Annotated in this window: 10 protein-coding genes; 4 read left to right on the top strand and 6 right to left on the bottom strand. The window is 59.4% G+C overall.

Annotated features, from left to right (window positions below):
• The first annotated feature begins 28 nt into the window (after window positions 1-28).
• Window positions 29-1,438, top strand: a complete 1,410-nt coding sequence (gene mapR / locus ACP7A2_RS21450) for a GntR family transcriptional regulator MpaR (RefSeq protein WP_426135844.1) — start codon at window positions 29-31, stop codon at window positions 1,436-1,438.
• A 184-nt stretch (window positions 1,439-1,622) separates the two neighbouring features.
• Window positions 1,623-2,000 (top strand): hypothetical protein, encoded by a 378-nt coding sequence (locus tag ACP7A2_RS21445; protein ID WP_426135843.1) that lies wholly within the window; start codon window positions 1,623-1,625, stop codon window positions 1,998-2,000.
• 12 nt (window positions 2,001-2,012) lie between these two features.
• Here ACP7A2_RS21445 and ACP7A2_RS21440 read toward each other — a convergent pair whose 3' ends face one another.
• The 4 genes from ACP7A2_RS21440 to ACP7A2_RS21425 form a co-directional block, all read right to left on the bottom strand.
• The gene (locus ACP7A2_RS21440) at window positions 2,013-2,759 is read right to left on the bottom strand and encodes an SDR family oxidoreductase (RefSeq protein WP_426135842.1); all 747 of its coding nucleotides are present in this window, start codon (window positions 2,757-2,759) and stop codon (window positions 2,013-2,015) included.
• Between the two features lie 54 nt (window positions 2,760-2,813).
• Complete coding sequence (locus ACP7A2_RS21435; protein ID WP_426135841.1) at window positions 2,814-4,910, bottom strand: putative bifunctional diguanylate cyclase/phosphodiesterase; 2,097 nt, start codon at window positions 4,908-4,910, stop codon at window positions 2,814-2,816.
• Between the two features lie 506 nt (window positions 4,911-5,416).
• Complete coding sequence (locus ACP7A2_RS21430) at window positions 5,417-6,574, bottom strand: PQQ-dependent sugar dehydrogenase (RefSeq protein WP_426135840.1); 1,158 nt, start codon at window positions 6,572-6,574, stop codon at window positions 5,417-5,419.
• A gap of 12 nt (window positions 6,575-6,586) precedes the next feature.
• Complete coding sequence (locus ACP7A2_RS21425; RefSeq protein WP_426135839.1) at window positions 6,587-6,901, bottom strand: hypothetical protein; 315 nt, start codon at window positions 6,899-6,901, stop codon at window positions 6,587-6,589.
• 184 nt (window positions 6,902-7,085) lie between these two features.
• On the opposite strand from ACP7A2_RS21425, the gene ACP7A2_RS21420 reads away from it, so the two are divergent.
• Together ACP7A2_RS21420 and ligD are read left to right on the top strand one after the other, a co-directional pair.
• Window positions 7,086-7,919, top strand: a complete 834-nt coding sequence (locus tag ACP7A2_RS21420) for a Ku protein (RefSeq protein WP_426135838.1) — start codon at window positions 7,086-7,088, stop codon at window positions 7,917-7,919.
• Window positions 7,920-7,934: 15 nt separating this feature from the next.
• Window positions 7,935-10,421 (top strand): DNA ligase D, encoded by a 2,487-nt coding sequence (gene ligD / locus ACP7A2_RS21415; RefSeq protein WP_426135837.1) that lies wholly within the window; start codon window positions 7,935-7,937, stop codon window positions 10,419-10,421.
• Between the two features lie 21 nt (window positions 10,422-10,442).
• On the opposite strand, the gene lpxO is transcribed toward ligD, so the two are convergent.
• Both lpxO and ACP7A2_RS21405 read right to left on the bottom strand, forming a co-directional pair.
• Window positions 10,443-11,342, bottom strand: coding sequence for a lipid A hydroxylase LpxO (gene lpxO / locus ACP7A2_RS21410; RefSeq protein WP_426135836.1), 900 nt, complete (start codon window positions 11,340-11,342; stop codon window positions 10,443-10,445).
• Between the two features lie 250 nt (window positions 11,343-11,592).
• The gene (locus ACP7A2_RS21405) at window positions 11,593-12,924 is read right to left on the bottom strand and encodes a Wzz/FepE/Etk N-terminal domain-containing protein (RefSeq protein ID WP_426135835.1); all 1,332 of its coding nucleotides are present in this window, start codon (window positions 12,922-12,924) and stop codon (window positions 11,593-11,595) included.
• Between the last annotated feature and the right edge of the window lie 126 nt (window positions 12,925-13,050).

The following is a 13,050-nucleotide window of genomic DNA, read 5'->3' as shown; positions in this document are numbered from 1 at the left end:
ACCTGTTAACGACGCTAATCAGGCCTCCATGAAACGCTACGAAAAATTCGCCGATGACATCGCAGAACTGATCCGCTCCGGCGTACTTGGGCCTGGCCAGCGCGTGCCGTCGGTGCGCTATGCCAGCCAGACCTATGGCGTCAGCCCGTCCACGGTGTTCCAGGCGTACTACCTGCTGGAGCGCCGTGGCCTGATCCGCGCGCGGCCGCGCTCCGGCTACTTCGTCAACACTCACACACCCAGCCCGTTCTCCGAGCCGGTGGTGAGCGAGCAGGTGCATGAGTCCACCGAAGTCGATGTGAGCGAGCTGGTGTTTTCAGTCCTCGATTCCATCAAGGACCCCAACACCGTGCCCTTTGGCTCGGCGTTTCCCAGCCCGATGCTGTTTCCGTTACAGCGCCTGGCCCGCTCGCTGGCCAGCGCCAGCCGCGAAATGGACCCGCGCCTGGTGGTCACCGACATGTCGCCGGGCAACCCGCAACTGCGCCGACAGATTGCGCTGCGGTATATGGTCGGCGGGCTGATGCTGCCCATGGAAGAGCTGCTGATCACCAACGGTGCCCTCGAAGCGCTCAACCTGTGCCTGCAAGCCGTGACCGAACCGGGCGACCTGGTGGCCATCGAGGCTCCGGCGTTTTATGCCTGCCTGCAAGTGCTGGAGCGTTTGAAGCTCAAGGCGGTGGAAATCCCCGTGCACCCGCGCGATGGCATTGACCTGAACGCACTGGCGCAAAGCCTTGAGCGTTATCCGATCAAGGCCTGCTGGACCATGACCAGCTTCCAGAACCCCATGGGCGCAACGCTCCCGGAGGCAAAAAAGCAGGCGCTGGTGGAACTGTTGCGCAGCCATCAAGTGCCGCTGATCGAAGACGATGTTTACGCGGAGCTGTATTACGGGCAACACGCGCCCAAACCGGCCAAGGCCTTCGACACCGAAGGTCTGGTGATGCATTGCGGGTCGTTTGCCAAGAGCCTCGCGCCAGGCTACCGCGTCGGCTGGGTCGCGGCCGGGCGGTACGCGCAGAAGGTTGAGCGCTTGAAGCTGATGACCTCGCTGTGCCCGTCGATGCCCGCCCAGGCGGCCATTGCCGACTACCTGCAACACGGCGGTTATGACCGGCACTTGCGCAAATTGCGCTATGCCCTGGAAGAGCAGCAAAGCGCCATGCTGGCCGCCATTGCTCGTTACTTCCCCGCACAGACGAGGGTCAGCCAGCCCGCCGGAGGTTACTTTCTGTGGCTGGAACTGCCGGAGCGCACCGATTCATTGAAGGTGTTTCAGATGGCGCTGGCACAAGGCATCAGCATCGCACCGGGGCCGATTTTCTCGGCGACCCAGCGTTTCAGGAATTGCATCCGGTTAAATTACGGCAGCCCATGGACCGAAGCGTCCGAGAAGGCAATGGAAACATTAGGGCGGATTGTTCGGTCGTTTTGATCCGGAACCAACCTGAAGAAAGAGCCACAGAAAGAGCGCACTTCTCTTACATCGAGAGGTGCGTTCACTGGGTTCAACTTGAAGGTAATTTCCTATGTGCATGTCCGTCACCACAAGCCTCCTGAGGCTGCCCGCTATCCCTCCCCACTACATGCGCGCCGCCGAACAGAGGCAGGTGCGCGAAATGACAGGGCCGACTGGCCGCCCTGGGATTGACCATCGCTCGGCCGAAAGAATCATCGAACAAAGCGCCGTGACACGACGCTTTCTGGAAAGCCGCGATCATTACGAAGTATTCGATGAGCTCAAGCTGCAGGTCGGTGACTGGTCGGACGCCAATCCAGACCCCAAATCCAGGGCAGATGCAGCCTATCATCTGGACAAAGTGCTGCGGTTTATCGACAACCTGGACGATCGCGCACTTAAACAGAGCCAGAGCCGCAATGGCCATATCGACGGCTTTTCCAACGACGGCTATGGCATTACCGCTGACTCGGAAGCCAGCGTACTCAAGGCTTTTTCGCGTAGAGGCTACGAAGCCTTGCGCTATCTGCCGAGCTGAGTCGCCGGCGCCTTAACGGCCCCCCCCTAAATCAAGAAAGGTGCCAGTGGTGTAGGAAGCTTTATCCGACAGCAACCAGATAATCGCTTCCGCCACTTCATCCGGTCGCCCGCCACGGGCCATGGGAATCCCGGACTCGAGCTTGCTGACTCGGTCCGGGTCGCCGCTCAGGGCGTGGAAATCGGTAAAAATATAGCCAGGGCGCACTGCGTTGACGCGAATGCCTTCACCGGCGACTTCCTTCGACAGGCCAATGGTAAAGGTGTCCACCGCGCCTTTGGAGGCCGCGTAGTCGACGTATTCACCCGGCGACCCCAGGCGCGCCGCCACCGACGAAACGTTGACGATGCTGCCACCCTGCCCGCCGTGCCTGGGCGACATGCGCAGCACCGCATGCTTGGCGCACAGGATCGGGCCGAGCACGTTGGTCTTCATGATTTTAAGGATGCGGAACTCGGACATCTCATCAACCCGCGACTTATGCCCCACCGTGCCAGCGTTATTCACCAGCGCAGTCACCCGCCCCAGCTCGGCATCGACACGGTTGAACAGCCCGATCACTTCATCTTCAATGCTCACATCAGCCTTCACGGCGATGGCCTGGGCGCCCAGCGCGCGCACCTGTTCCAGCACGCTGTGGGCGGCGTTTTCGTCGGACTGGTAATTGATGCAAATGCGATAGCCCTGGCGCGCAGCCAGCAATGCCGTCTGGGCGCCAATCCCACGGCTGCCCCCGGTGATGATGACGACTTTGTCCATGCGTGCGTTCTCCTGATTCAACCTGATGGTTAGGGTTGGATCCAAGAGTACTCGTCACGCACGGTTTTTGTCAGGCGCGAGCGCGTCTTCGGAGCGCTGGATATCGGCCATGAACCTGTCAGCCGGCAAGGGGTGCCCCAGCAGGTAGCCCTGCAGGGAGTTGCAGCCCAGGCGAGTGAGGAAACTTTGTTGTACGTCGGTCTCCACCCCTTCGGCGACAATCCGCAACCCGAGGGCCTGACCAAGGGCGACAATCGCCGACACAATCGCCGCGTCGTCGCTGTCGTGCTCAAGGTCACGAACGAAACCCCGGTCGATCTTCAGCTCGTTCGCCGGCAGGCGCTTGAGGTACATGAGGCTCGAATAACCCGTGCCGAAGTCATCAATGGACAGGTCGACGCCCATGTCGGAAAGCTGCTGCAACACCGTCATGCTCGCATCGGCATCGCTCATGGCGGTGGTCTCGGTGATTTCCAGGGTCAGGCTGTTGGCGGGCAAGCAATGCCGCTCCAGTGCCGCCGCCACGCTGGTGACCAGCCCCGCATGGCAAAACTGCAACGCCGACAGGTTCACCGCGATGCGCCAGTCTTCGTAGCCCTGGGCAAACCAAACGGCCATCTGACGGCACGCCTCGTCAAGTACCCAGTCACCGATGGGAATGATCAACCCGGTTTTTTCCGCCAGTTCAATAAACGTCGCCGGCAATAACAACCCCTGCTGTGGATGCTCCCAGCGCAGCAAGGCCTCGGCGCCGACCGCAATGCCACTCACCGCATCGAACTTGGGCTGGTAATACAGGCGGAACTGTTCCTGCTCCAAGGCGTTGCGCAAATCCTGCAACAGTTGCAGTTGTTTGCGCGCGTTGGTGTTCATCGACACATCGAAAAAGCTGTAGCCGTTCTTGCCCATGCCCTTGGCGTGATACATCGCCGCATCGGCGTTCATCAACAGCTCCTGGGGGCTATTGCCGTTGCCCGGGAACATCGCAATGCCGATGCTGGCGGAAATCTTCAGCTCATGTTCGGCAACCTGGAACGCCCGATTGATCAAGCCAACCTGACGTTCCGCCAGGCCCATGGCATCGTCCGGCTGGGTCAATTGCACCAGCAACACAAACTCGTCGCCGCCGATGCGCGCCAGGGTGTCGTGACCGCGCAAGTCCTCGCGCAGACGCAGGCCCACCTCGCGCAACAACTGGTCGCCCATGTGATGGCCAAAAGCATCGTTGACCGGCTTGAAGCCATCCAGGTCGATGAACATCAAGGCGAAGCAACCGCCCTGCTCCTTCACCGCCTGAATCGCCTGCTGAATGCGGTCGGCGAGCAAGGTGCGATTGGGCAGGCCGGTGAGCATGTCATGCAGGGCCAAGTGGGTCAGTTCCTGATTGGCCTGGGTCAGGGAGTCGGCCAGCACCGCCGTGCGCGCTTCGAGGCGCGCGTCGAGCAACGAGGTCAACAACGCGATGGCCAGCACTGCGAGCGAAGTCACCAGCACCAGATTATCCAGGCCCTTGCCGCTCAAGCCGGTCAGCGCTGCACCGCAGAAACTGTCATCGGCAAACTGCGCCGCCGCCATCCCGGTGTAATGCATGCCGACGATGGCAATGCCCATCACAACCGCCGCCCCGGCCCGCGCCAGACGCACGTAAGGCGTATTGCGGCGCAGGTGGAAGGCGATCCACAGCGCGGCGCCGGAGGCAACCACGGCGATCAGCAACGAGGCGCCAAACAAAGTGGGGTCGTAGTCGATGCCGGGCGTCATCTGCATTGCGGCCATGCCGGTGTAATGCATGCTGCTGATGCCTGCGCCCATGATCAATGCGCCAACGCCCAATTGCCATGCAGGCAGGCGTGGCTGACTGACCAGCCATAAGGCGAAGCCGCAGGACAATACCGCGATAAGCAGTGACAGCGCGGTGATGCCGAGGTCGAATCCGAGGGCAAACGGCAGGCGCAAGGCCAATATTCCGATGAAGTGCATGGACCACACGCCAGTGCCCATCGCGAGTGCGCCACCGCTTATCCACCCATACACCGCGCGGCCCTTGGCGGTCGCAATGCGGCCGGCCAGGTCCAGCGCGGTATAGGAAGCCAGGATCGCCACGAACAGGGAGATCACGACCAGGGAGGGGGAATAACTACCGATAAGCATGGGGTTTCTCGGAACTGACGGGCTTGAGACGCGCGTACCAGGTGGCAAAGCGGGCGATTGTAGCGAGATTATTCTTGGGGAGTTGATTAATTATCACGGGGCCATTAGTGGCGTTTTGACGCCAAACTGTTGGCTTGAGGGGATGGGGGGTATATCCGTTATTTGGGTGATGGTTTGCAAGGTTCCGCTCTGACAGCCAGCCCTTTCAAGGTCTCTGGAAACCGGCCATTCCTGGCCGATACCAGCCCGATGAGGCCAAACACTGTCCCTGTGGCGAGCGGGCTTGCCCCGCGTTGGGCTGCGAAGCAGCCCCAAACCTGCGGCCGGAAATTGCCAGACTCACCGCGTTTTTCCTATCTAGGGTCGCTGCGCAACCCAACGCGGGGCAAGCCCGCTCGCCACAGGGATAGCGTTCGCCCTACCAGGCAGATTTCCAAAGACGTTGAAAGGGCTGGCTGTAAGAGCGGAGCCCATCTCAGCCATCACCCCAATGACGGATTAACCCGCTAATCCTGATTCAACCCCACGCGATACAACACCCCTTTATCCTCATCCGTCAGCACATACAAATAACCATCCGGCCCTTGCCGCACATCGCGAATGCGTGCCTTCAAGTCCCCAAGCAAGCGCTCCTCGTGAATCACTTTGTCACCGTCAAATTGCAAACGAATCAGCTCCTGACTCGACAATGCTCCGATGAACAAATTGTGCTGCCAAGGCTTGAACCGGTCAGCGTCATAAAACGCCATGCCACTGATCCCCGGAGATTTCTCCCAAACGTGATGAGGCGGCACCGTGCCTTCTACCGTCTTACCCTTGGCCTCCGGAATCGGCGTCAGGGAATAGTTGATGCCGTGGGTCGCCAGCGGCCAACCATAATTCTTGCCACGCTCGATGATATTGATTTCATCTCCCCCACGCGGGCCATGTTCGTTCTCCCAGATCGTGCCGCTCCAGGGGTTCAGCGCCAGCCCCTGAGGATTGCGTTGACCGTAGGACCAAATCTCCGGCCGCACACCCGGCTGGCCGACAAACGGGTTGTCATCCGGCACACGACCATCCGGGAAGATCCGCGCCACCTTGCCTTGCAGCTTGTCCAGATCCTGCGCTGTTGGCCGGTCGTTGTTCTCACCCAACGTCACAAACAGGTAACCATCACGGTCAAATGCCAGGCGCGAGCCGAAGTGATTGCCGGTGGACAGCTTGGGCTCCTGACGCAGGATCACCTTGAAGTCCTTCAAACCGCTCAAGTCATCGGCCAGACGCCCACGCCCCACGGCGGTGCCGGCCTTGCCGCCTTCGCCGCCGCCTTCTGCGTAGGACAGGTAAACCATGCGGTCCTGCTTGAAGTCTGGCGACAGCACCACATCAAGCAACCCGCCCTGGCCCTTGGCCCACACCTGGGGCACGCCCGTCAGTGGCGCCGAAAGCTTGCCGTCCGGGCTGACAAATCGCAGGTGGCCAGGGCGTTCGGTGACCAGGAAGCCTTGTTTGTCCGGCAGAAACGCGACAGCCCAGGGATGATCAAGGCCCTTGGCGATCGGTGTGGCAGTGATGCTGCCTTGCTCGCTGGGAAACTGCTGGGCGTCGGCGGCATACACCGCCGACAAGGGAAGAATCACGCTGGCACAAATGGCCGCTAACAGGGTTTTGCGTACGAACATAAGGCGAAATCCTTACCGGCGATTGCCGTTGGCATCATAGGTGGGGGCTTTGGTTTCGGTCGAAGGGCGGCTCGGGGCGGCATCGCGCTTGGGATAGCGATTGCCGATGCCACCGTTTTCCACGGTCGGCGCGGGGCTGGTCGGCCCGGTCTGGATCCCGCGCGTGGCCGGCGCATTGGGCTGGGTGCCCTGCATGCTGTTGGGGTTAGCCCGATGAATTGGGCTGTTGTTGGAGTCGCTACGACCCGGCAGGTTTTGCGCTTGGGCGAGTGGAACAAACGCCAGGCCCAACGCAAGCACTGCGAGATGACGCACACAGCTGTTCATGACGAAGTCTCTCCAGGACAAGTAGTACGTGCTTTCGATAACACGCTACGCCTTGGGTTCGGCCTGTGACACTAAATACTTTCTCATCAGGTGTAACACGATCTGTCCGCGCATCCGTGCGTCGAAACTTTTGCTCGCGCCGGCGGGTCACCTGAACACAGGGTCTACTTAAGGAATCGCACACATGCCGCGGGCAATCTGGAAAGGCGCAATCAGTTTCGGCTTGGTCCATATCCCGGTGTCACTGGTCTCGGCGACGTCCTCCCAGGGCGTTGACTTTGACTGGCTGGATAAACGCACCATGGACCCGGTGGGCTACAAGCGCATCAACAAGGTCACCGGCAAGGAAATGACCAAGGAGAATATCGTCAAGGGCGTGGCCTTCGAGAAAGGCCGCTACGTGGTCCTCAGCGAAGAGGAGATTCGCTCGGCGCACCCTGAGTCGACCCAAACCATCGAAATTATCGCGTTTGTCGACAGTGACCAGATCCCGCTGCAAAACATCGACACGCCCTACTTCCTCGCGCCGGATAAACGCGGCGGCAAAGTCTATGCGCTACTGCGCGAAACCCTGAAGAAAACCCGCAAGGTCGCCCTGGCCAATGTGGTGCTGCACACCAAGCAACACCTGGCGGCGTTGATGCCGCTGGAATCGGCGCTGGTGCTGGTGATGCTGCGCTGGCCCGCCGAGGTGCGCGGCCTTGATGAGCTGGAATTGAGCAGCGACGTGACCAAACCCACTCTGGCCAAGGGTGAACTGGACATGGCCAAGCGCCTCGTGGAAGACATGAGTGCGGATTGGCAGCCCGGCGATTACCGCGACAGCTTTCAGGAAAAGATCATGGCGCTGGTGAAGAAGAAGGCCAAGGCCGGCAAGATTGAAGACGTGGAAACCCCTAAAGGCGGCGAAGAGCGCAAGTCGGCTGATGTGCTCGACCTGACGGAATTGCTCAAGCGCAGCCTGGCGCGCAAGCCTGGCAAAAAGCCTGCCGCGAAGAAATCCACCAAGGCCTCCTGAGCCAGGGTAACCGCCATGTCGAAACCTCTGAGCGAATACAACCGCAAGCGTGACTTCAAGGTCACTGCAGAGCCCGCAGGCGAGGCGCCTGCTGGCAAACGCAAGGCCTCGGCCCTGACGTTCGTGATCCAAAAACATGACGCGCGCAACCTGCACTATGACTTTCGCCTGGAACTCGACGGCGTGCTTAAAAGCTGGGCGGTGCCCAAAGGCCCCAGCCTGGACCCGACTCAGAAACGCCTGGCGGTGCATGTTGAGGATCACCCGCTGAGCTATGGCAATTTTGAAGGCAGCATCGCCCCCGGCCAGTACGGCGCGGGGGATGTGATCGTGTGGGATCGCGGCGTCTGGCAGCCTCTCGAAGATCCGCACACCGCCTACGCGGCCGGCAAACTCAAATTCACCCTGATCGGCGAGAAGCTCTCCGGCGATTGGGCGCTGGTGCGCACCCGTCTCAAGGGCAGTGGCGACAAGGAACAATGGTTGCTGATCAAGGAAAAGGATGAACAAGCCCGGCCGGCGGCCGACTACGATATCGTTGTGGCCCAGCCGAAAAGCGTGATCAGCGAAGCCACCGTCGGCAAGCCCAAGGCCACTGAACCGACTAAACCCAAGGCAAAGCGCAAGAAAACCCTCGCGGCCCTCCCCGACCAATTCACGCCGCAACTGGCGACCCTGGTCGACCGTGCGCCGGACGGCGACTGGCACTACGAAATCAAATTCGACGGTTACCGCATGCTTGCGCGCATCCGTGACGGTGAAGTCCGCCTGTTCACACGCAACGGCCACGACTGGACTGAGCGCCTGCCGCGCCAGGTCAAAGCCTTGCAAGCGCTCAAGCTGGAGGACAGCTGGCTGGACGGCGAAATGGTGAGCCTTGACGGTGACGGGTTGCCGGATTTTCAAGCGTTGCAAAATGCCTTCGATATCGGCCGCAGCCTGGACATCGTGTATTACCTGTTTGATGCGCCGTTCCTTAACGGGCACGATCAGCGCCACGAACCCGTTGAGGCGCGCCGTGCCGCGCTCAAGTCCGCGCTGTCCGGCAGCCGCAGCAAACTGCTGAGGTTTTCCGAGGCGTTTGTTGCCAATCAGCGTGACATTTTCGAAAGTGCCTGCGACCTGGCGCTGGAGGGCATCATCGGCAAGCGCCTGGGCAGTCCTTATGTGTCCACGCGCAACACCGATTGGATCAAGCTCAAGTGCCGCTTGCGCCAGGAATTCGTGATCGTTGGCTACACACGCCCGCAGGGCTCGCGCAGTGGCTTCGGGGCGCTGTTATTGGCCGTTAATGACGACACCGGGCTGGTCTATGCCGGGCGTGTAGGCACCGGATTTGATCAGGCGTCACTGAAAGCCATTTACGGACAGCTCCAGCCTCTGGAACGCAAAACTTCACCCCTGGAAAAACCGCTTACAAGCACCCAGGCACGCGGCGTGCATTGGGTTGAGCCGCGCCTGGTCGGCGAAGTCCAGTTCGCCGAATGGACCCGCGAAGGCGTGGTGCGCCACGCATCATTCGTGGCACTGCGCACCGATAAGCCAGCCTCGCAGATCATTCATGAGCAACCCCGCACGGCCAAATCACTCAAGCCACCCGCAGCCAAAAAAGCCGCCGTCACCGGCAATATCACTCACCCCGAGCGCATTATTGACCCGCAAAGCGGTACGCAAAAACAGCAGTTGGCAGCGTTTTACCAAGGCATCAGCCAATGGATCCTGCCCTTCCTGCGCCATCGCCCCGTGTCCTTGCTGCGCGCCCCCGCCGGTATCGAAGGCGAGCAGTTCTTCCAGAAGCATTCCGAGCATCTGGCCATTCCCCATATCAAGCAGCTGGACCCGGCGCTGGACCCTGGTCATGCGCGGCTGATGGAAATCGACACGGTCGGCGCCCTGGTAGGGGCCGTGCAAATGGGCGCAGTGGAACTGCATACCTGGGGCGCTACCTCGGACAAAATCGAGACTCCCGACCTGTTTGTACTCGACCTCGACCCGGACCCGGCGCTGCCCTGGAAAACCATGCTGGAGGCCGCGCAACTGACGTTAGCCGTGCTGGACGAGCTGGGCCTGGACGCGTTCGTCAAAACCAGTGGCGGCAAAGGCTTGCATTTGGTCATACCGCTGGCGCGCCGGGATGACTGGGACACAATAAAAGCCTTCGCCAAGGCCATCGCGCAGTTCATGACTCGTCAACTGCCCGAGCGCTTTACCGCCACGTCAGGCCCGAAAAACCGCGTCGGCAAGATCTTTATCGATTACCTGCGCAACGCGCGCGGCGCAAGTACCGTCACCGCGTATTCAGTGCGCGCGCGGCCCGGTTTGCCTGTGTCAGTGCCCGTCAGTCGAGAGGAGTTGAAAGAGTTGCGTGGCGCACAGCAATGGACGGTGGCCAATCTGCAAGAGCGCTTGCAGGGTTTGAAGGCTGACCCGTGGGCCGGGTACGCCAATCGGCAGAAGCTAGGCAAGAAGATGTGGGACAAACTGGGCGCGACTCCACCGTAGTGGCCTGCGCCCCGGCACATTTCAGATCAGGATGAAGATCAGCGCCAAGCCGGCAAAAATCGCCCACTTTTCCAGGTAATAACGCGTGCGATTGCGTTTTTTCAGCTCTTTGCCGCGCAGACGAATCTTGTACAGGCGAGTAAAGGCACGGTTCAAACCGCCCGTTTTATCCCCATCATCGTTGGGCGAGCCCGCAGCCGCCATCACGTTACGGCTGAACCAACGGTTAAACGCCGCCGCCCAGCGGTACTTCATTGGCCGCTCGATGTCGCAAAACAGAATGATGCGGTTCTGCTGCGTGGCGTTTTCAGCGTAATGGATGTACGTCTCGTCAAAGATCACCGGCTCGCCGTCGCGCCAGAAATAGTTCTCGCCATCCACATTGATATAGCAGCCAGGATCGTTGGGGGTATCCAGGCCCAAGTGATAGCGGTAAGAACCCGCGTAGGGGTCGCGGTGGCGTACAAGCCTGGAGCCCGGCGGCAGCTCGGCGAACATGGCGGCCTTGATTGAGCCAATGCTTTGCACCAGCTCAGTGGTGCGCGGGCATAGTTTCGTCGCGGAAGGATGACTGTCGCCGTACCACTTGAGGTAAAAACGCTTCCAGCCCGACTTGAAGAACGAGTTGAAACCCACGTCGTTGTATTGGTCAGAGCGCTTGATCTCGCCCGCGCGCATGAGGTTCTGGGCCTCTTGGCGGATTTCCTGCCAATGCTCCTGCAACGGGCTCAGGTCAGGGAAATCGCTGGGCGACAGGAACGGGCGGCTTGGCTGCCGGGAGAACAAATAAAGGAAGCAGTTTATCGGCGCGAGGAACGTCGAGTGATCGCTGAGCTGGCGGCCCAGCTTGTGTCGCACCCGGCCACGCAAGTGTACATACGCGATGGAAGCAACGTAGAGAGCAACAATGATGAGTTTCAAAGTATTCGTCACAAGTCAGTAGAAAACAGGCTGCTCCTGCGCGCCCACAACGGCCGAGGATGAAATAGCAGCGCCTGAAATCACAGTTACACGTTGGCGCCTGAACCGGTTGGCGACAATCCGGTCAGAGCTCATTGGCAGTTATTTAGCCACAGTTTGTAACCAAAGGTTAACTAAGAATTGTGAAAAGCTGTCCACATGTTCAACTCCACCCAACGTGGGCGTGCATTGCGCACGCCCACGGGCTTTGTTACAGCGACCGCGGGTCGTCTTGACGTTCAGCGCGAGAAACCACCGGCGCAGTGGCCTTGGCGGCACCTTGGGTCAGAATAAGATGGCGAACCACCGCCACAAACATCCCGAGCAGCAAGCCGATGACCAGGCTCAGTGCCAGAATCAAAGACTTTTTCGGCTTGATTGGAGACAGTGGCTCCTGAGCGCGACGATCGATAGAGACCAGCTTCAAGTTAGTCATATCAATGTTTAGGCTGCGCAGTCGGGCAATTTCGGCACGCAACGGTTCGACGTCTCGCAGGAAAATATCCTCGTTCGAACGTTTTTGCAGAGTCTCAACCTCACGGTTGGTCTCCAGCATTTCAAGTTCCTTGGTAATTTCAGCAATGCGGCCGTCGGTGAAGTCATCGCTGGTACGCTGTTTCAATGCAGCACGCTCAGCTTCCAGCGTGTCTGTGCCGAGGAAAAACAGAGGGATATTCTGGTTGTTGACCTCGGTACGCATCACCTGGCCGCCACCTTGACGCGCGGCATCGCCCATGGAAGATGGCGTCGTCGGCGTCTTGATTCCCATGGACTTGGCGATGCTGATCGCTTCAGCCAGCTCGGCTAAACGGTTCGCGCGTTCCATTTTCATCTGCAGACGCAGCCCGTTGAGCTCGTCCTGCAAGCGAGCGCGCTTGATTTTGTCATCTTCAAGCAGCTTGGCGATTTTCGATTCTTTTTCCGTGTCGTAGTTGGCACGAGCTGCGTCGATCTTGCCTTTGAGTTCAGTCAGGCGGTTGTTAACAATTACCTTAAGGTCCGCTCCCACCTGCTCGCGCTCGGCGGCAATGGCGTAATCGACGAACCCGTTGAGAATGGCTACCCCATCGATGTCCGAGGGATATTGCAACTCCAGACGCAGGTAGCTATTGGCCAAATCCGCGCGTTTGGGGTCGGGCAACACAAGGTTGACGGAGTTTCGGTTGAATTCTTCAAAACTCTGCTCAAGGGTTTGTCCGGGCTTCTGAAAGGCCTTGAATAGTTGTTCGTGGCTTTTGAAGAACTCCAGGCGCACGTCGTAGGAGTCCAACTGCGTGCCCACTTTCGCCAGCGCGTCTGCCGGAGGCAATTTATAGACCTCCGAACGGTTCAGGGCATCCAGTTCGTTGATTGCCGCCGGCCGGAGCACACTGCTGACTTCATAAATTTTGGGTGACAGGAATGCGTAACTTGCGCCTAACAGTCCAGCCAGAATCGTACAGCCCACTACCAGTTTTTTCTGTCGCCAGATGGAATGAAATATCTCGAACAAGTCAAATTCATCAGGCGTTGCAGAGACGTTGAGTGGTGAAGTTCGATTCAAGATTAGAACACCTATGAAATAACATTAAAAAGCCATTACTCCGTGGAGAATGAATGACTTGAAAAATCAGGGAAAACGCCCTGAGAACATCTTCAGATCAAAATCCGACCCGTCGGCGTAACGAAA

The sequence above is a fragment of the Pseudomonas sp. PWP3-1b2 genome (assembly GCF_049896045.1).
GTDB classification, from domain to species: Bacteria; Pseudomonadota; Gammaproteobacteria; order Pseudomonadales; family Pseudomonadaceae; genus Aquipseudomonas; species Aquipseudomonas antarctica_B.
Note: the sequence above shows the minus strand (reverse complement) of the source record. Positions and strands in the feature narration are given on the sequence as shown.